This window comes from Streptomyces sp. NPDC044061 (assembly GCF_056434305.1).
In genome coordinates this window covers 1-19112 of the sequence record NZ_JBWKFL010000020.1, presented here as the reverse complement: position 1 = coordinate 19112, position 19112 = coordinate 1, and the positions used below count along the sequence as shown (strand labels likewise).

16 protein-coding genes are annotated in these 19112 nt (G+C 72.0%); 8 read left to right on the top strand and 8 right to left on the bottom strand.

All coding sequences use genetic code 11. From position 1 onward, the window contains the following. The first annotated feature begins 90 nt into the window (after nucleotides 1-90). The gene (gene gltB / locus AC07CM_RS29900; RefSeq protein WP_478879567.1) at nucleotides 91-4725 is read left to right on the top strand and encodes a glutamate synthase large subunit; all 4635 of its coding nucleotides are present in this window, start codon (nucleotides 91-93) and stop codon (nucleotides 4723-4725) included. Continuing rightward, the gene (locus AC07CM_RS29895) at nucleotides 4718-6181 is read left to right on the top strand and encodes a glutamate synthase subunit beta (RefSeq protein WP_478879566.1); all 1464 of its coding nucleotides are present in this window, start codon (nucleotides 4718-4720) and stop codon (nucleotides 6179-6181) included. Before gltB ends, AC07CM_RS29895 begins: the two co-directional genes overlap by 8 nt. A gap of 114 nt (nucleotides 6182-6295) precedes the next feature. Here AC07CM_RS29895 and AC07CM_RS29890 read toward each other — a convergent pair whose 3' ends face one another. Further along, nucleotides 6296-7198 (bottom strand): chitosanase, encoded by a 903-nt coding sequence (locus AC07CM_RS29890; RefSeq protein ID WP_478879565.1) that lies wholly within the window; start codon nucleotides 7196-7198, stop codon nucleotides 6296-6298. Next, the gene (locus AC07CM_RS29885; protein ID WP_478879564.1) at nucleotides 7195-8115 is read right to left on the bottom strand and encodes a rhomboid family intramembrane serine protease; all 921 of its coding nucleotides are present in this window, start codon (nucleotides 8113-8115) and stop codon (nucleotides 7195-7197) included. The genes AC07CM_RS29890 and AC07CM_RS29885 overlap by 4 nt, the downstream gene beginning before the upstream one ends. Nucleotides 8116-8256: 141 nt before the next feature. Between AC07CM_RS29885 and AC07CM_RS29880 the strand changes: the two genes are divergently transcribed. Then, on the top strand, nucleotides 8257-8982 hold the full coding sequence (locus AC07CM_RS29880) for a vWA domain-containing protein (protein WP_478879563.1): 726 nt from the start codon (nucleotides 8257-8259) through the stop codon (nucleotides 8980-8982). Nucleotides 8983-9046: 64 nt separating this feature from the next. Here the strand turns inward: AC07CM_RS29880 and AC07CM_RS29875 are convergent, their stop codons facing one another. Together AC07CM_RS29875 and AC07CM_RS29870 are read right to left on the bottom strand one after the other, a co-directional pair. Continuing rightward, on the bottom strand, nucleotides 9047-9997 hold the full coding sequence (locus AC07CM_RS29875) for an acyl-CoA dehydrogenase family protein (protein ID WP_478879562.1): 951 nt from the start codon (nucleotides 9995-9997) through the stop codon (nucleotides 9047-9049). Then, nucleotides 9997-11136, bottom strand: a complete 1140-nt coding sequence (locus tag AC07CM_RS29870) for an acyl-CoA dehydrogenase family protein (RefSeq protein WP_478879694.1) — start codon at nucleotides 11134-11136, stop codon at nucleotides 9997-9999. The genes AC07CM_RS29875 and AC07CM_RS29870 overlap by 1 nt, the downstream gene beginning before the upstream one ends. A 53-nt stretch (nucleotides 11137-11189) precedes the next feature. On the opposite strand from AC07CM_RS29870, the gene AC07CM_RS29865 reads away from it, so the two are divergent. From AC07CM_RS29865 to AC07CM_RS29855, 3 genes are read left to right on the top strand one after another with little or no spacing between them, the layout of a single operon-like run. Continuing rightward, nucleotides 11190-11975: an SDR family oxidoreductase gene (locus AC07CM_RS29865; RefSeq protein WP_478879561.1), complete on the top strand. Its 786-nt coding sequence runs from the start codon at nucleotides 11190-11192 to the stop codon at nucleotides 11973-11975. A 24-nt stretch (nucleotides 11976-11999) separates the two neighbouring features. Further along, on the top strand, nucleotides 12000-12635 hold the full coding sequence (locus AC07CM_RS29860) for a TetR/AcrR family transcriptional regulator (protein WP_478879560.1): 636 nt from the start codon (nucleotides 12000-12002) through the stop codon (nucleotides 12633-12635). Between the two features lie 38 nt (nucleotides 12636-12673). Further along, nucleotides 12674-13831 carry an acetyl-CoA C-acetyltransferase gene (locus tag AC07CM_RS29855; protein WP_478879559.1) on the top strand — a complete coding sequence of 386 codons (1158 nt, stop codon included), beginning with the start codon at nucleotides 12674-12676 and terminating at the stop codon, nucleotides 13829-13831. Here AC07CM_RS29855 and AC07CM_RS29850 read toward each other — a convergent pair. The 4 genes from AC07CM_RS29850 to AC07CM_RS29835 are packed head-to-tail and all read right to left on the bottom strand — an operon-like array spanning nucleotide 13815 to nucleotide 17223. Continuing rightward, entirely contained in the window at nucleotides 13815-14873 is a 1059-nt protein-coding gene (locus AC07CM_RS29850; RefSeq protein ID WP_478879558.1) for an NAD(P)H-dependent flavin oxidoreductase, read from the bottom strand. The two genes, AC07CM_RS29855 and AC07CM_RS29850, sit on opposite strands and share 17 nt — an antisense overlap. Continuing rightward, on the bottom strand, nucleotides 14873-15631 hold the full coding sequence (locus tag AC07CM_RS29845; protein WP_478879557.1) for a CoA-transferase subunit beta: 759 nt from the start codon (nucleotides 15629-15631) through the stop codon (nucleotides 14873-14875). Before AC07CM_RS29845 ends, AC07CM_RS29850 begins: the two co-directional genes overlap by 1 nt. Continuing rightward, nucleotides 15628-16479 carry a CoA transferase subunit A gene (locus tag AC07CM_RS29840; RefSeq protein ID WP_478879556.1) on the bottom strand — a complete coding sequence of 284 codons (852 nt, stop codon included), beginning with the start codon at nucleotides 16477-16479 and terminating at the stop codon, nucleotides 15628-15630. The genes AC07CM_RS29845 and AC07CM_RS29840 overlap by 4 nt, the downstream gene beginning before the upstream one ends. Further along, nucleotides 16480-17223 carry an enoyl-CoA hydratase family protein gene (locus tag AC07CM_RS29835; RefSeq protein ID WP_478879555.1) on the bottom strand — a complete coding sequence of 248 codons (744 nt, stop codon included), beginning with the start codon at nucleotides 17221-17223 and terminating at the stop codon, nucleotides 16480-16482. Nucleotides 17224-17345: 122 nt separating this feature from the next. Between AC07CM_RS29835 and AC07CM_RS29830 the strand changes: the two genes are divergently transcribed. Continuing rightward, nucleotides 17346-18113: an SDR family oxidoreductase gene (locus AC07CM_RS29830; protein WP_478879693.1), complete on the top strand. Its 768-nt coding sequence runs from the start codon at nucleotides 17346-17348 to the stop codon at nucleotides 18111-18113. Continuing rightward, nucleotides 18110-19021, top strand: a complete 912-nt coding sequence (locus AC07CM_RS29825) for an SDR family oxidoreductase (protein WP_478879554.1) — start codon at nucleotides 18110-18112, stop codon at nucleotides 19019-19021. Before AC07CM_RS29830 ends, AC07CM_RS29825 begins: the two co-directional genes overlap by 4 nt. Nucleotides 19022-19112: the final 91 nt, after the last annotated feature.

Here is a 19112-nt window from a genome sequence, read left to right as displayed (position 1 = left end):
TGTAATCTGCACGAAATTTCGCCACCCGCAGAGGGCCAACGTCGTCCCTCGGCACTTGCCACATGCCACATGACGACGACGGGAGAGCCGATGCGTACGCCGCGCCAGCCGTCCCAGCATTCCGCGAATGGCCAGAACTGGTCGTTCATGGATGCTCGCCCTGCTGCGCAGGGTATGTACGACCCCCGCAACGAGCACGACGCCTGCGGCGTCGGCTTCGTGGCCACCCTCACCGGAGAGGCGAGCCACACGCTGGTCGAGCAGGCGCTGACTGTTCTGCGCAACCTCGAGCACCGCGGCGCCACCGGCTCCGAGCCCGACTCCGGCGACGGCGCGGGCATCCTCTCCCAGGTCCCCGACGGCTTCTTCCGCGAGGTGGCCGAATTCGACCTTCCCGCGGCGGGTGCCTACGCGGTAGGCATCGCCTTCCTGCCGGAGGAGGGCACCGGGGACGCCGTCTCGAAGATCGAGACGATCGCGGCCGAGGAGGGACTGAGCGTCCTCGGCTGGCGCGAGGTTCCCGTCGCCCCCGAGCTGCTGGGCGCCACCGCCCGGTCCACCATGCCGGCCTTCCGGCAGATCTTCGTCGCTGGGGGCACCTCCCAGACGGAGTCTGGGGGAGGCGCCAGCGAGGGCATCGCGCTGGACCGCAAGGCCTTCGTGCTGCGCAAGCGCGCCGAGCGGGAGGTCGGTGTCTACTTCCCGTCCCTCTCCGCCCGCACGATCGTGTACAAGGGCATGCTGACCACCGGCCAGCTGGAGCCCTTCTTCCCGGACCTGTCCGACCGCCGCTTCGCCTCGGCCGTCGCGCTCGTCCACTCGCGCTTCTCCACGAACACCTTCCCGTCGTGGCCGCTCGCGCACCCCTACCGCTTCGTCGCCCACAACGGTGAGATCAACACCGTCAAGGGCAACCGCAACTGGATGCGCGCCCGCGAGTCCCAGCTGGTCTCGGACCTGTTCGGCTCGGACGAGAAGGCCGTCGAGCGGATCTTCCCGGTGTGTACGCCGGACGCCTCCGACTCGGCGTCCTTCGACGAGGTGCTGGAGCTGCTGCACCTGGGCGGCCGCTCGCTCCCGCACTCCGTGCTGATGATGATCCCGGAGGCGTGGGAGAACCACGACTCCATGGACCCGGCCCGGCGCGCCTTCTACCAGTTCCACTCCACGATGATGGAGCCCTGGGACGGCCCGGCCTGTGTCACCTTCACCGACGGCACCCAGGTCGGCGCCGTGCTCGACCGCAACGGCCTGCGCCCCGGCCGCTACTGGGTCACCGACGACGGCCTCGTCGTCCTCGGCTCCGAGGTCGGCGTCCTCGACATCGACCCGGCCAGGGTCGTCCGCAAGGGCCGCCTGCAGCCCGGCCGCATGTTCCTCGTGGACACCGCCGAGCACCGCATCATCGAGGACGACGAGATCAAGGCGACCCTCGCCGCCGAGCAGCCCTACGCCGAGTGGCTCGAGGCCGGCGAGATCGAGCTGGGCGACCTGCCCGAGCGCGAGCACATCGTCCACACCCACGCCTCGGTCACCCGCCGCCAGCAGACCTTCGGGTACACCGAGGAGGAGCTGCGCGTCATCCTCGCCCCGATGGCCAAGGCCGGCATGGAGCCGATCGGCTCCATGGGTACGGACTCGCCGATCGCGGCCCTCTCCGAGCGCCCGCGGCTGCTCTTCGACTACTTCACCCAGCTGTTCGCGCAGGTCACCAACCCGCCGCTGGACGCGATCCGCGAGGAGCTGGTCACTTCCCTGCGCAGCTCGCTGGGCCCGCAGGGCAACCTGCTCGACCCGACCACCGCCTCCTGCCGGTCCGTCGTGCTGCCCTTCCCGGTGATCGACAACGACGAGCTGGCCAAGCTCATCCACATCAACGCCGACGGCGACATGCCCGGCTTCAAGGCCGCGACCCTGTCGGGCCTGTACCGGGTCTCCGGCGGTGGCGACTCGCTCGCCGCGCGCATAGAGGAGATCTGCGCCGAGGCCGACGCGGCCATCGAGAACGGCGCCCGCCTGATCGTCCTCTCGGACCGCCACTCGGACGCCGAGCACGCCCCGATCCCGTCGCTGCTGCTCACCGCGGCCGTCCACCACCACCTCATCCGCACCAAGCAGCGCACCCACGTGGGCCTGCTGGTCGAGGCCGGCGACGTCCGCGAGGTCCACCACATCGCCCTGCTCATCGGCTACGGCGCCGCCGCCGTCAACCCGTACCTGGCGATGGAGTCCGTCGAGGACCTCGTCCGCGCGGGCACCTTCCTGTCGGACATAGAGCCCGAGAAGGCCATCCGCAACCTGATCTACGCCCTCGGCAAGGGCGTTCTGAAGGTCATGTCCAAGATGGGCATCTCCACCGTCGCCTCCTACCGCGGCGCCCAGGTCTTCGAGGCCGTCGGCCTGGACGACGCCTTCGTGGAGAAGTACTTCAACGGCACGGCCACCAAGATCGGCGGCGTCGGCATCGACGTCATCGCCAAGGAGGTCGCCGCCCGCCACGCCAAGGCCTACCCCGCCTCCGGCATCGCTCCCGCGCACCGCGCGCTGGAGATCGGCGGCGAGTACCAGTGGCGCCGCGAGGGCGAGCCGCACCTGTTCGACCCGGACACGGTCTTCCGCCTCCAGCACTCCACGCGCTCCGGCCGCTACGACATCTTCAAGAAGTACACCGAGCGTGTGAACGAGCAGTCCGAGCGCCTGATGACGCTGCGCGGCCTGTTCGGCTTCAAGACCGGTGGCGAGGGCCGTCAGCCGATCTCCGTCGACGAGGTCGAGCCGGTCTCCGAGATCGTCAAGCGGTTCTCGACCGGCGCCATGTCGTACGGCTCCATCTCCAAGGAGGCGCACGAGACCCTCGCCATCGCCATGAACCAGCTGGGCGGCAAGTCCAACACCGGTGAGGGCGGCGAGGACCCGGAGCGCCTGTACGACCCGGCGCGCCGCTCGGCGATCAAGCAGGTCGCCTCCGGCCGCTTCGGTGTCACCTCCGAGTACCTGGTCAACGCGGACGACATCCAGATCAAGATGGCCCAGGGCGCCAAGCCCGGCGAGGGCGGCCAGCTGCCCGGCCACAAGGTCTACCCGTGGGTCGCCAAGACGCGTCACTCGACGCCGGGCGTCGGCCTGATCTCCCCACCGCCGCACCACGACATCTACTCCATCGAGGACCTGGCCCAGCTGATCCACGACCTCAAGAACGCCAACCCGGCGGCACGTATCCACGTGAAGCTGGTGTCGGAGGTCGGTGTCGGCACGGTCGCGGCCGGTGTGTCCAAGGCGCACGCCGACGTCGTCCTGATCTCGGGCCACGACGGCGGCACGGGTGCCTCCCCGCTGACCTCCCTGAAGCACGCGGGCGGCCCCTGGGAGCTGGGCCTGGCCGAGACGCAGCAGACCCTGCTGCTCAACGGTCTGCGCGACCGGATCGTGGTCCAGACCGACGGCCAGCTGAAGACCGGCCGTGACGTGGTCATCGCCGCGCTGCTCGGCGCCGAGGAGTTCGGTTTCGCGACCGCTCCGCTGGTCGTCTCCGGCTGCGTGATGATGCGCGTCTGCCACCTGGACACCTGCCCGGTCGGCATCGCCACCCAGAACCCGACCCTGCGCGACCGCTTCAACGGCAAGGCCGAGTACGTGGTGAACTTCTTCCGGTTCATCGCCGAGGAGGTCCGCGAGATCCTCGCGGAGCTGGGCTTCCGCTCCATCGAGGAGGCCGTCGGCCACGCGGAGGCGCTCGACGTCACCCGTGCCGTCGACCACTGGAAGGCGCAGGGCCTGGACCTGGAGCCGCTGTTCCACGTGCCCGAGCTGCCCGAGGGCGCGGTGCGCCACCAGATCGTCGAGCAGGACCACGGCCTGGAGAAGGCCCTGGACAACGAGCTGATCAAGCTCGCCGCCGACGCCCTGGCCGCCTCCGACGCCACCGAGGCACAGCCGGTGCGCGCCCAGGTCGCCATCCGCAACATCAACCGCACGGTCGGCACCATGCTCGGCCACGAGGTGACGAAGAAGTTCGGCGGCGCGGGCCTGCCCGACGACACCGTCGACATCACCTTCACCGGCTCGGCCGGTCAGTCCTTCGGCGCGTTCGTGCCGCGCGGCGTCACGCTGCGCCTGGAGGGCGACGCCAACGACTACGTCGGCAAGGGCCTGTCCGGCGGCCGGATCGTCGTCCGTCCCGACCGGGCCGCCGACCACCTCGCCGAGTACTCGACCATCGCGGGCAACACCCTCGCCTACGGCGCCACCGGCGGCGAGATGTTCCTGCGCGGCCGTACCGGTGAGCGGTTCTGCGTCCGCAACTCCGGCGCGACGGTCGTCTCCGAGGGCGTGGGCGACCACGGCTGCGAGTACATGACCGGTGGTCGCGCGGTGGTCCTCGGCCCGACCGGCCGCAACTTCGCGGCGGGCATGTCCGGCGGCATCGCCTACGTCATCGACCTCGACCGCGACAACGTCAACGTCGGCAACGCCGGGGCGGTCGAGGCGCTGGACGACACGGACAAGCAGTGGCTGCACGACGTGGTGCGCCGCCACGCCGAGGAGACCGGTTCGACGGTCGCCGGGAAGCTGCTCGCCGACTGGGACGCGGCCGCGGCGCGGTTCAGCAAGATCATCCCCAGCACGTACAAGGCAGTGCTCGCCGCCAAGGACGCCGCCGAGCGAGCCGGTCTCTCCGAGACCGAGATCACCGAGAAGATGATGGAGGCGGCGATCAATGGCTGACCCGAAGGGCTTCCTGAACCACGGCCGTGAGGTCGCCAAGTCCCGTCCCGTCGAGGAGCGCGTCAAGGACTGGAACGAGGTCTACGTCCCCGGCTCCCTGCTGCCGATCATCAGCAAGCAGGCCAGCCGGTGCATGGACTGCGGCATCCCGTTCTGCCACAACGGCTGCCCGCTGGGGAACCTGATCCCCGAGTGGAACGACTACGCCTACCGCGAGGACTGGGGCGCCGCCTCCGAGCGCCTGCACGCGACCAACAACTTCCCGGAGTTCACCGGTCGCCTCTGCCCGGCCCCCTGCGAGTCGGCGTGTGTGCTCGGCATCAACCAGACGCCGGTGACCATCAAGAACGTCGAGGTCTCGATCATCGACAAGGCGTGGGAGACCGGGGACGTCGCCCCGCAGGCGCCCGAGCGCCTGTCCGGCAAGACGGTCGCGGTCATCGGCTCGGGCCCGGCGGGTCTCGCCGCCGCCCAGCAGCTCACCCGGGCCGGCCACACGGTCGCCGTCTACGAGCGCGCGGACCGCGTCGGAGGCCTCCTCCGCTACGGCATCCCCGAGTTCAAGATGGAGAAGCGGCACATCAACCGCCGTATCGAGCAGATGCGCGCGGAGGGCACCCGCTTCCGGACCGGCATCGAGATCGGCCGCGACCTGAAGGCGACGGACCTGAAGAAGCGGTACGACGCCGTGGTCCTGGCCGTCGGCGCCACCACCGCCCGCGACCTTCCGGTGCCCGGCCGCGAACTCAAGGGCATCTACCAGGCGATGGAGTACCTGCCGCTCTCCAACAAGGTCCAGGAGGGCGACTACGTCACCGCTCCGATCTCGGCCGAGGGCAAGCACGTCGTCGTCATCGGCGGCGGCGACACCGGTGCCGACTGCGTGGGCACCGCCCACCGCCAGGGCGCTGCCTCCGTCACCCAGCTGGAGATCATGCCCCGCCCGAACGAGGAGCGGCACCCGGTCAGCCAGCCCTGGCCGACCTTCCCGATCCTCTACAAGGTCACCTCGGCCCACGAGGAGGGCGGCGAGCGGATCTACGCCGCCTCCACCACCCACTTCGAGGGCGACGAGGACGGCAACGTGCAGTGGCTGCACCTGGCCGAGGTCGAGTTCGTCGAGGGCAGGCTGACCCAGAAGCCGGGCACGGAGCGCAAGATCCCCGCCCAGCTGGTCACCCTCGCCATGGGCTTCACCGGCACCGACCGGGACAACGGCCTGGTCGAGCAGTTCGGCCTGGACCTCGACGAGCGCGGCAACATCGCCCGCGACGCCGACTTCCAGACCAACGTGCCGGGCGTGTTCGTCGCCGGTGACGCGGGCCGTGGCCAGTCGCTGATCGTCTGGGCGATCGCGGAGGGCCGCTCGGCCGCCCGCGGCGTGGACCGCTTCCTGACCGGCGCCAGCGACCTGCCGGCCCCGATCCGCCCGACGGACCGCGCACTGGCGGTCTGACGGCCCACCGAGAAACGTCCCGTACAAAGGCGTACGGAACACTGACGGCGCCCGCCCACCTGTCCCCGACCGGACTCTTGGGCGGGCGCCGCCGCATGCCCGGACGCCCGCCGGCTACGGCACCTTGTACGTCTCCCCGTACACCCGCCACTCCAGCGGTGTGTGCAGGTCGAGGTTGCCGTCGTACAGGAACTCCCGCTGGGCCGTGTCGATGCGGGTGGTGTCGATGGTCGGCTTCTTGGTCTTCATCGCCTTGCGGCGCACGTCCAGGAAGATGTCGAGGTAGTTCTTCTCGCTGCCGCCCTCGGAGGGGGTGTCGGCCTCCTTCATGGCGCGCTCGCGCAGGCCGTAGAAGCCGTCGGGGCCGGTGCCGGGGCCGTGGAAGACCATCGCGTCGTAGTAGACGAACTGGCCCAGCGTGCCCAGGCCGTCCAGCTTGGCGAGGCGGACGGCCGGCTCGAAGTAGGCGCGGTCGCGCTCCTGTTCCTGGGCCCTGCGGAACGCCGGGAGCTTCGCCTCCGCCTTCCAGGCCGCGGTGAAGCCCGGGTCCAGGCCCTCGTGCGAGTCGGTGCCGTCGACCTCGCGCAGGGCGGGCAGGTACGTCGCGAGGCCGTTGCCCGGATGCGCCTTCGTGTAGCGCTCCACCAGGGTCAGCAGATCGTGGGTGCCGGTGCAGAAGCCGATGATGCCGGCGGTGTAGCCCTCTCCGTCGCCGATGTCCTCGATGTAGTCGTAGGCGCTGCGCCAGTCGAGCGTGGAGTTCTCCGCGCTCGCCACGATCCGCTGGGCCAGCTCCTTCTTGGCGGGCGCCGCGAGTCCCGGCGGGGCGTCGGCGATGACCTCCGCGTCCTCGGCCTGCTCCGACTCGGCCCGGCTCTTGGCGTCCTGGCGCGCCTGCTGTGCGGCGGAGAGGTGGGTGCCCTCGGAGGAGCCGGACGAACCGGGCCCGACGGCGTACACCACCGCCGTGACGACGACCGGCACGGCCGCGAACAGCAGGATTCCGGCTCGTCTCATGCGGCCGCACCTCCCGTGAGACCCGAGACCTTGACCCAGGCGAGGACGAGCAGCAGCGCCGACAGGGCCACGCACACGCCGACCTGGATCAGGGCACGACGGTTGTCCCGGGGAGCGTACGCGTACGCCAGTGTCACCGCACCGCCCGCCAGGAGGCCGCCGAGGTGCCCCTGCCATGAGGTCATCCCCGCGGAGAGCACCATCCACAGCAGCAGGCCGATCATGTAGCGGTTGACCGCCTGCATGTCGTAGCCCAGGCGGCGGCCCATGACCCAGTAGGCGGCGCCCAGCCCGAAGATGGCGCCGGAGGCGCCGACGCTCAGCGTGTCCGGCGCGATCAGCAGCTGCAGTACCGAGCCGCCGAGTGCCGACAGCACATACAGGGCCAGGTAGCGGACGCGGCCCAACTGCGCCTCCACCACCCGGCCGACGGTCCACAGCGAGGCCATGTTCATCACGATGTGCAGGACGCCGATGCCCTCCGTCGGCGGCATGTGCAGGAAGGCGCCGGTCAGCAGCCGCTCCCACTGTCCGCCCGCAAGGCCTTCGGCATGCACCGAGGAGCCGTACGGGTACTGCCACAGGTAGTGCGCGCCGTCCGTGCCCCGGAGCCCTGCGCCCAGCATCCCGAACCGGTCCACGACGGACGGTCGTGCCAGTTCGGCGAGGTAGGCGAGCACGTTGAGCCCGATCAGGACGTACGTCACCAGCGGCACCGCGCTGATCCGGCCGCCGAACGCCGTGCGCGCCTGCCGGACCGACCGCGCGCCCTCCTTCACGCACTCCGGGCACTGATGGCCGACGGCGGCCTCCCGCATGCACGACGGGCAGATGTAGCGGTCGCAGCGGGTGCAGCGGACATGCGACTCCACCTTGGGGTGACGAAAGCAGGTGGTGACGGCGGACTCGGCGGTCACGGCCGGCTCCTCTGAGGAAGATCGGGACAGGGGTGAGCCGGTGGGGACGGCGGCGAACAAAATATCGAACCGCTGTGACGGGAGCGACAGCAGGGGCCGGAGATCACATAGGCTCGTCCTCCCGGAAGCCAAGGGGGGACCATGGCCGCGATCAGTCTGCGCAAGGTGGAGGAGACCGCGCCCGCGCTCGTCGGCGCGTACCGGTCGGCGGGGGTGTCGCTGCGCAAGCACGGCCTGGACGGGCTGCGGGCCGCCGTGTACCTGGTGGTCGACTACTCGGGCTCGATGAAGCCGTACTACAACGACGGCAGCGTGCAGGCGCTCGCCGACCGGGTGCTGGGGCTGTCGGCGCACCTCGACGACGACGGGCGGGTGCCGGTGGTGTTCTTCTCCACGGACATCGACGCGGTCACCGACATCGCGCTCGACGGCCACGAGGGCCGGATCGAGCGGATCGCGGCCGGGCTCGGGCACATGGGCAGGACCAGCTACCACCTGGCGATGGACGCCGTCATCGACCACTACCTCGACAGCGGTGCCACCGACCCCGCGCTGGTCGTCTTCCAGACCGACGGCGGCCCGATCAACAAGCTCGCCGCCGAGCGGTACCTGTGCAAGGCGGCCCGGCTCCCGCTGTTCTGGCAGTTCGTCGGCTTCGGCGACCCGGGCAGCCGGCAGTTCGAGTTCCTGCGCAGGCTGGACGAACTGGCGGTGCCCGGCAAACGGGCCGTGGACAACGCCGGCTTCTTCCACGCCGGCGAGGACCCGCGACGGGTCTCCGACACCGAGCTGTACGACCGTCTCGTCGGCGAGTTCCCGAAGTGGCTGGCGGCCGCACGCGCCGCGGGCATCGTGCGGCCGGCCTGAGTCGCGCGCCGCAAGCGCCCCCTGGACGGGCGGGCCCCGCTCTCGCGCCGCCGGTCCCGGCCGCCTAGCCGGGGTCTTCCAGCACCGCGTCCCGGCACTCGTCGGGCGTGCCCCACGCCGTGCGCAGGGCGCGGGCCCTGGTCAGCCACAGGGACAGGTCGTACTCCGCCGTGTACCCGATCGCGCCGTGCAGTTGAAGCGCGGTGCGGGCGGTGGTGTACGCCGCCTCGCAGGCTCTCAGTTTGGCGGCGGCCACGTCCGCGGGGCGCAGGGACAGCGCCGCTCCGAAGAGCAGGGGGCGCGCGAACTCCAGGGCGATCGCCGCGTCGGCGAGGCGGTGCTTGACGGCCTGGAACGAACCGACGGGGACGCCGAACTGCGTGCGCTGCCCGACGTACGCGACCGTCCGGTCGAGCAGGGCGAGTCCGACGCCGAGGGCCTGGGCGGCAGTGGCGAGGCGTGCCCAGGTGAGGGCGCGGGCGCGCGGCGGGTCGGGGGTCAGGAGTTCACCGCCCGGGGTCAGCGGAGTCGGACGGCGGGCGGGGTCGAGGGAGCGGCGGACCGGGCCGGGGCCGGGAGACAGCAGCAGTCCCTCGGTGGCCGTGGCGAGGTGGAGGGTGGCCGCGTCGCCGTCGAGGGCGTATCCGCCGGGTGCCGTGACGGTCGCCATGGTCTCGCCCGCCGCGAGCCCGGGCAGGAACCGCTCGGCCGCCGGGCCCTCGCCCAGCAGCACGGCCGCCGCGACCGTCTCCACCAGCGGCCCGGGCACCGCGTGCCTGCCCAACTCCACGAAGACCACGGCCAGTTCCACCGGGTGCGGCCCCAGCCCGCCGTACTCCTCCGGCACCGCGAGCCCGAACACGCCCGCCTCCGCGACACGACGCCACAGCGCGCGGCCGCTCGCATGGTCGCCGCGGCTCCACTCCCGTGTCACCGCCGGGGTGTCCGCCGCCGTCAGCATCGCGTGCAGCGAGTCGGCGAAGGCACGTTGCTCGGTGTCGAGGAGGAAGCGCATCAGCGGCGTCCCTTCGGCAGGCCGAGCAGGCGCTCGGCGACGATGTCCCGCTGGATCTCGTTGGTGCCCGCGTAGATGGGTCCGGCCAGGGAGAAGACGTACCCCTCCGCCCAGTCCGTGTCCGCCCATTCACCCTCGCCGCCGAGGAGATCGAGCGCCGTCTCGTGCAGCGCCAGGTCGTACTCGGACCAGAACACCTTGTTCATGCTGGACTCGGGGCCCAGCGAGGCGCCCTCCAGGAAGCGGGAGGCGGCCGCGTAGGTGGACAACTGGTAGGCGCGGGCGCCGACCAGGGCGTCGGCCACCCGGGCACGGCCGTGCTCCGGGCGGCCCCGCGCCTCCCACAGGTCCAGCAGCCGGGCGGCCGAGGCCAGGAAACGGCCCGGGGAGCGCAGGGTCAGGCCCCGTTCGTTGCCCGCCGTGGACATCGCGATCCGCCACCCCTGGCCGGGCTCGCCGATCACGTCCCCGTCCGGCACGAACACCTCGTCCAGGAACAGTTCCGCGAAGGCCGGTTTCCCGTCCAGCCGGCCGATCGGGCGGACCGTGACCCCGGGGGCGCGCAGGTCGAACATGAGGTACGTGAGCCCCTGATGCGGTCTCGGCGCACCGGGGTCGCTGCGGAACAGGCCGAAGGCCCGGTCGGCGAAGGCGGCCCGGGAGGACCAGGTCTTCTGGCCGCTCAGCAGCCAGCCCCCGTCCGTCGGTACCGCTCTGGAGGTGAGCGAGGCCAGGTCGGAGCCCGCCTCCGGCTCGGACCAGGCCTGCGCCCAGACCACCTCGCCCGAGGCCATCGGCCGCAGCACACGCGCGCGCTGTTCCGCCGTGCCGTGGTCGAAGAGGGTTGGTGCGAGGAGGCTGATCCCGTTCTGGCCGACCCGGCCCGGTGCGCCCGCCGCCCAGTACTCCTCCTCGAAGACCAGCCACCGCAGCAGCCCGGCGCCCCGCCCGCCGTACTCGTCGGGCCAGGACACCACCGACCAGCGGTCCGCGGCCAGTTCCGCCTCCCAGGCACGGTGCGCAGCGAAGCCCTCCTCGGTCTCCAGGGAGGGGAGCGGGTCGCGGGGCACGTGCGCCCGTAGCCAGGCGCGGGCCTCGGTGCGGAACTCCTCGTCGGCCGGGGAGTGGGTCAGGTCCACGGTCGCCGTCACCGTCCTTCCCTAACAAGTGTTTGGTAGGTTAGCGTGACCCCATGACAGGCGTCGAGAGTCCGGCGTACGTGCCCGGGCACGGGCTGCTGAAGGGACGCACGGCCGTCGTCACCGCGGCGGCCGGCGCGGGGATCGGCGGGGCGACCGCCCGCCGCTTCCTCGAGGAGGGCGCCCGGGTGCTGATCAGCGACGCGCACACGCGCCGGCTGAAGGAGCACGAGACCCGGCTGGCCGCGGAGTTCCCCGGAGCGGTCGCGGCGGTGCCCTGCGACGTCACCGACGAGGCCCAGGTGAGGGCGCTGTTCGAGACGGCCGCGCGCGAGCACGGACAGCTCGACATCGTGGTCAACAACGCGGGCCTCGGCGGGACTTCGGACCTCGTCGACATGACAGACGAGCAGTGGTCCCGCGTCCTCGACGTCACGCTGAACGGCACCTTCCGCTGCACCCGCGCGGCCCTGCGCGCCATGCGGGACGCCGGCGGCGGGGTGATCGTCAACAACGCCTCCGTCGTCGGCTGGCGGGCCCAGGCCGGGCAGGCCCACTACGCCGCGGCCAAGGCCGGGGTCATGGCGCTGACCCGGTGCGCGGCGATCGAGGCCGCCGCCTACGGGGTGCGGGTCAACGCGGTCGCGCCCAGCCTCGCCATGCATCCGCACCTGGTGAAGGTCACGTCCGCCGAACTGCTCGAGGAACTGACCGCCCGTGAGGCCTTCGGCAGATACGCCGAGCCCTGGGAGGTGGCCAACGCGATCGTGTTCCTCGCGTCCGGCTACTCCTCGTACCTCACCGGCGAGGTCGTCGCCGTCAGCAGCCAGCACCCCTGACGACGGGCAGACCACAATGGGTCCGTGCCGACCAAGAAGAAGCCCCAGGTGACCGCCCCGAAGAAGCCCATGGCGGCCGCCGCCCAGGCGCGCCGCAGCGAACTCCTCGACACCGCGGCCGAGGTCTTCGCCGAACAGGGCTACAACGCCACGACCGTCCGCACCATCGCCGACCACGCCGGCATGCTCGCGGGCAGTCTCTACTACCACTTCGACTCCAAGGAGTCGATGCTGGAGGAAATCCTGCGGACCTTCCTCGACGAGCTGTGGGACGGCTACGACACCGTCCTGGCCTCCGCACTCGGGCCCCGCGAGACCCTGGAGGCCCTGGTCACCGAGTCCTTCCGGGAGATCGACCGGCACCGCGCCGCCGTCGCGATCTACCAGAAGGAGAGCAGGCAGCTCGTGGCGCAGGACCGCTTCGGCTTCCTCGCCGACTCGCAGCGCCGGTTCGAGAAGGCGTGGCTGTCCACGCTGGAACGCGGGGTCGCCGAGCGCGTCTTCCGCGCCGACCTGGACGTCCGGCTCACCTACCGGTTCGTCCGGGACACGGTGTGGGTCGCCGCGTCCTGGTACCGGCCCGGCGGACAGCACAGCCCGGAGGAGATCGCCCGGCAGTACCTGTCGATGGTCCTGGACGGGATCGCCGTACGCGAATGACATCACCGTCAACACCCCTTTCCTGTGAGGGAGTCGCCATGGCCGAGGCCTACATCGTCGAAGCGGTCCGCACGCCCGTCGGGCGGCGCGGGGGAGGGCTCGGCCGGGTCCACCCGGCCGACCTGGGCGCCCATGTGCTGAAGGCGCTCGTGGAGCGGGCCGTGATCGATCCGGCCGCCGTGGAGGACGTCGTCTTCGGCTGCCTGGACGCGGTCGGGCCGCAGGCGGGGGACATCGCCCGCACCTGCTGGCTGGCCGCCGGCCTGCCCGAGGAGGTGCCGGGCGTGACGGTCGACCGGCAGTGCGGCTCCTCCCAGCAGGCCGTGCACTTCGCCGCGCAGGCCGTGCTCTCCGGCACCCAGGACCTGGTGGTCGCGGGCGGGGTGCAGAACATGTCGCAGATCCCCATCGCCTTCGCCTCCCGACAGGCCGCCGAACCCCTCGGCCTGACCGACGGCCCCTTCCTCGGCAGCACCGGCTGGCGTGCCCGCTACGGCGACCAACCCGTCAACCAGTTCGCCGGCGCCGAGATGATCGCCGCCAAGTGGGGCATCAGCCGCGAGGACCAGGAGGAGTTCGCGCTGCGCTCGCACCGGCGGGCGGTCCGGGCCATCGACACCGGCCGCTTCGAGCGCGAGACCGTCCCCTACGGCGAGGTCGCCGTCGACGAGGGCCCGCGCCGGGACACCTCCCTGGAGAAGATGGCCGCGCTGAGGCCCGTCCTCGACGGCGGCACCGTCACCGCCGCCTGCTCCTCCCAGGTCTCCGACGGAGCCGCGGCCATGCTGCTCGCCTCCGAGCGTGCGGTACGGGAACACAGGCTGCGCCCCCGCGCCCGCGTCCACCACCTCTCCGTGCGTGGCGAGGACCCCGTACGCATGCTCTCCGCCCCCATCCCGGCCACCGCGCACGCCCTGAAGAAGACGGGCCTGACCATCGACGCCCTCGACCTCGTGGAGATCAACGAGGCCTTCGCGCCGGTCGTCCTGGCCTGGCTGAAGGAGACCGGAGCCGATCCGGAGAAGGTCAACGTCAACGGCGGGGCGATCGCCCTCGGCCACCCGCTCGGCGCCACCGGAGTCCGGCTGATGACCACCCTGCTCCACGAACTGGAGCGCACCGGCGGCCGATTCGGGCTTCAGACCATGTGCGAGGGCGGCGGCCAGGCGAACGTGACGATCATCGAACGCCTGTGAGCCCCTCCAGCCGCTCCAGCACCTCCTCGGCCTCCTTCACGATCCGCCCGATCAGCTCGGCGCACGACGGCAGGTCGTCGATCACCCCGGCGACCTGCCCGGCGGCCAGCACCCCCAGGTCCGTGCGGCCGTCCACCATGGCCGACTTCAGCAGCATCGGCGTGTTCGCCGCCAGCAGCACCTGACTCCAGGACAGCTCCTTGCCGTGCTTCAGGGCCAGGCCGTCCCGGACCAGCTGCCGCCGGGTGAGCCCCGACAACCGCCGGAATCCGGCCGCCCGCCGCATCGCGTGGGCGAGGGACCGTATGCGGCCGGACCGCTCCAGCGCGTCGACCAGCTCCGAGCGCAGCATCCGGTGCGGCAGCCCGTCCACCGCTGTGGTGACGGTGACGTCCCGGACGCTCGCCGCGAGATACCGGGCCTTCACCGCGTCCGGCACCGTCGAGTCCGAGGTGAGCAGGAACCGGGTGCCCATGGCCACGCCGGCCGCCCCGTAGGCCAGCGCCGCGACCAGCCCCCGCCCGTCGAAGAAGCCGCCCGCCGCCACGACCGGTATCCGCACCGCGTCCACGACCTGCGGCAGCAGCACGGTCGTCGCCACCTCGCCGGTGTGCCCGCCGCCCTCGCCGCCCTGCACGATGACCGCGTCCGCGCCCCACGCGGCCACCTTCTCGGCGTGCCGTCGCGCTCCCACGGACGGTATGACCACCACACCGGCCTCCTTGAGCCTGCCGATCAGCTCGGGCGAGGGGGCCAGGGCGAAGGAGGCCACCCGGACACCCTCGTCCAGCATGATCCGCACCCGGTCTGCCGCGTCCGCCGCGTCGGCGCGCAGGTTCACCCCGAACGGAGCCGGCGTCCGCGACCGGACCTCCCGTATGGCGGCGAGCAGCTGATCGAGCGTCATGGTCGCGGAGGCGAGGATGCCGAGAGCCCCCGCGTTCGCCGCCGCCGAGACCAGCCGCGGGCCGGCCACCCAGCCCATCCCGGTCTGCACGATCGGGTGCCGTACCCCGACCAGCCGGGTCAGCGCGGTCTCCATCACCCGCTCACCGCCTCGGGGACCTCGCGCTCCCGCGCTCCGGCCGGATCCAGCACCTCACGGATCAGCCGCAGCTCCTCCGAAGTGGGCTCCCGGGTGCGGGGCACCTCGTCCGGCACGGCGAGCGCGAAACCCGTCGCCTCCCGCACCTGCTCCACGCTCACCCCCGGATGCAGCGAGGCCAGCCGCATCGAGCGGTCCGCAGTGGCAAAGTCGAAGACGCCGAGATCGGAGACCACCCGGGGGACGCGGTGGAAGCGGGCCGTGCCGCCCAGCTCCGCCGCCCGGTCGTACCCCACCCCGCACACCATGTCCGCCCGCTCCACGAACACCCGCCGGGAATGCCGCGGGATCCAGTAACTCGTCGGGTTGTTCAGCGTGTTGAGCGGCGCCCCGCGTACCCCGAGCAACTGCCGACGGGGCCGTGACCAGTCGCCGATGCAGGAGATGTTCTGGTTGCCGTACCGGTCGATCTGGCTCGCCCCCATCATCACGTGCCGGCGCCCGCCCGCCACCAGGGCCAGATGCTGCCGGTAGGGCAGCCAGCCCTCGGGCGTGCCGTCCGGGCGGACCAGCAGCGCCTCCCCGTCGGTGAGCAGCAGGTCCGGCGCGAAGGTCAGCCGGGCCAGCCGCGCGCCCAGCGACGGGATCAGACCCATCGGGCTCGCCAGGATCTCCCCGCCGTCCCGCCAGGCCTCGGCGCAGGCGATCACGCAGTACTCGGCGCGCCGGGGCGCGGCCGTGCCGGTGTCCGTCATCGCCCTCGCTCCTGCTGCCAGGACCGCACCGCCGACCGGTACGTCTCCTCGTCCGCGCCGAGGAACCGCTCGGCGAACTCCGGCCACGCGGTGGCGGCGTACTCCCTCTGGAACTCCTCGTCCCGGCCGTAGTCCGGCGCGCAGGACGTGAAGTGCGCCCCGTTCGGCGCCTCGACCACACCGGTCACCGAGAGCCGTTTGAGGAGCAGCGACTGCGGCGCCGCCTCCTTCGTCAACTCGGCCGTGTCGACGATCCGTTCGCAGGAGACGTAGGCCTGGTCCGCCGCCTCGCAGAACAGGTCGTCGAAGTAGGGGTCCGGGCCCAGACACTGCCCGTTGCCCAGCCGGTCGGCGCGGTTGACGTGCACCAGGGCCGCGTCCATCCGCAGGGCGGGCATCGCCACGAACGTCTCCCCGTCCTCGTACGGCGACGTGACCGTCCGCAGGCCCGGGTTGACCCGCATGACGTCCGAGCCGACGCCCGCCCGCACCGGCAGGAAAGGCAGCCGGTTCGCGGCCGCGTGCAGCCCCCACATGAACATCCCCTCGTCGACCTCCGTCAGCTCGAGGTCCCCGCGCTCGCGCGCCGCCCGGTAGTGCGGTTCGAGCGGGATGGAGTCGAGCGTGACGAAGGCGGTGACCAGTCTGCGGATCCGGCCGGCCGCGGCCAGCATGCCGACGTCCGGCCCGCCGTACGAGACGACCGTCAGATCCCCGATCCCGGCTCTCAGCAGGGCCCTGACCAGTGCCATCGGCTTGCGTCGTGCGCCCCAGCCGCCGATGCCCAGGGTCATCCCGCTGGACAGCCGGGAGACCACCTCGTCGGCGGTCATCGTCTTGTCGCCCACCTACGCGCCCTCCTTCCCGAACGTGTCGCGGACCCGGTCGGCCAGTCCGCTGAGGTTGGCCTCGAACGTGAAGCCCTGTTCGAAGCGGTAGCTGCGGCGCACGTCGACGGGGTCGATCCCGTTGATGGCGGCCTTGGCCATGCGCAGCAGCCGTCCGTCCTTCGCGGCGATCTCGCGGGCCAGCTCCAGCGCCGCCGCGCGCAGTTCCGTGCGCGGCACGACCCGCCAGACCGAGCCGTGCGCGTGCAGTTCGGCGGCGCTCGCCGTGCGCGCGGTGTAGTACAGCGCCCGCATCAGATGCTGCGGGACCAGCCGGGCCAGGTGCGTGGCGGCGCCCAGCGCGCCCCGGTCCAGCTCGGGCAGCCCGAAGGAGGCGTCCTCGCTCGCCACGATCGCGTCCGCGTTCCCCGCCAGGCCTATCCCGCCGCCCAGGCAGAACCCCTGCACCGCCGCTATCACCGGGGTCTCGCACTCGTACACCGCCGCGAAGGCCTCCGCGCAGCCCCGGTTGGCACCGATCAGTGCCTCGTGCCCCGTCGCCTGTATCTCCTTGATGTCCACGCCCGCGTTGAACCCGCGCCCCTCGGCCGCCAGCACCACGCACCGCGCCTCGGGGTCACGGCCCGCCGAGCGCACGGCCTCGGCCAGGGCGAACCAGCCGTGCACCGGCAGAGCGTTCACCGGCGGGAAGTCGACGGTGACTACGGAAATCCCCTTTTCCGGGGCCGACATGGAGACACCCATGGACGCATCAGCTACCTTCGCACACAACGCCTTTCCACCAAACATTTGTTAGGTGAGGCTTCGAAGCTAGCAGTCGGCGAAGACGAGCGGGAGAGCCTGTGGACAACTCCGCGGCAGGGCCTATGGACAACTCGCTGCGCGGCAGAACCGTCGTCGTCACCGGCGGCACCCGGGGCGTCGGCGCCGGTGTCGCACGGGCCTTCGCCGGGGTCGGCGCCCAGGTGGTGGCCTGCGCCCGGCGTCCCCCCGACCAGCCCCTCGACGGCGTGGAGTTCACGCCCCTCGACCTGCGCGACCCGCCCGCCGTCCGTGCCTTCTTCGCCGCGCTGCCGCGGCTCGACGTGCTCGTCAACAACGCGGGCGGCACCCCGTACCGGCGGCTGACGGACGCGGACGCCGAGCGGCACGCCCGGGTCATCGAGCTGAACCTCCTCACCCCGCTGACCGCCTCCCTGGCCGCCTACGAAGCACTCCGGCGGACCCGGGGCTCGGTCGTCATGGTCGGCAGTGTGAGCGGCGGCCGGCCCTCGCCCGGCTCGGCGGCCTACGGAGCGGCCAAGGCGGGGCTCGAGAACCTGGCCGCGTCCATGGCCGTGGAGTGGGCGCCGGAGGTCCGGGTCAACACACTGGTCGTCGGCATGGTCCGCACCGAGCTGTCCGCTCTGCACTACGGGGGCCCGGGCGGCGTCGCCGCGGTCTCCCGCACCGTCCCGCTCGGACGGCTTGCCACCCCGGCCGACGTCGGAGGGGCCGCCGTCTTCCTGGCCTCCGACGCGGCCGCCTACATCAGCGGGGCGAGCCTGCTGGTGCACGGGGGCGGGGAGCGGCCCGCCTTCCTGGACGCCGCGACCGCCGACAAGGAAGACCGCCGACAAGGAGGCCCGGGATGAGCGGAATCTGCGCAGGACGAGTCGTCGTCGTCACCGGCGCCGGGCGGGGGCTGGGACGTGCCCACGCCCTCGCCTTCGCCGCCGAGGGAGCCCGGGTCGTCGTCAACGACCTGGGTGTGGGGCTGGACGGGGCTCCCGGGCCCGAAGGCCCGGCGGCGGCCGTCGTCGCGGAGATCCGGGACGCGGGCGGCGAGGCGGTCGCGCACGCCGGCGACATCGCGACGACCGAGGGGGCAGCCTCCCTGATCGAGGCCGCCGTCGGGACGTACGGGCGGATCGACACGCTCGTCAACAACGCCGGCTTCCTGCGCGACCGCATGCTCGTCAACCTCGACGAGGACGACTGGGACGCCGTGCTCCACGTCCACCTCAGGGGACACTTCCTGCCCCTGAAGCACGCCGCCGCGCACTGGCGGGCCGAGGCCAGGGCCGGGCGCACGCCGGTGGCCCGGATCGTCAACACCGGCAGCGGGGCGGGCCTGCTGGGTTCGGTCGGGCAGGGGAACTACAGCGCCGCCAAGGCCGGGATCATCGGGCTCACCCTGGTCGCGGCGGCCGAACTGGCCCGCTACGGCGTCCAGGTCAACGCCATCGCCCCTGCCGCCCGCACCCGTATGACGGAACGTACCTTCGCCGAGACCATGGCGGCCCCGGCCGCCGGCTTCGACGCCATGGCCCCCGAGAACGTCTCCCCGCTGGTCGTCTGGCTCGGCTCCGCCGCGAGCACCGGCGTGACCGGCCGGGTGTTCGAGGCGGAGGGCGGCCGGATCACCGTCATGGAGGGCTGGCGGCCGGGTCCCACGGCCGACAAGGGTGCGCGCTGGTCCCCGGCCGATGCGGGGGACACCGCCCTGAAGCTGCTGGCGCGGGCGGAGGAGCCGGGGGCGGTGTACGGGGCCCGGGGCTAGTGTGATGCGCCAGAAATCATGAGGCTTATTTCTCTCCGTCTTGGCTGTTGGGTGGGGTGATCCTGGTGAGGTAGTCGGCGAGGGACTTGAG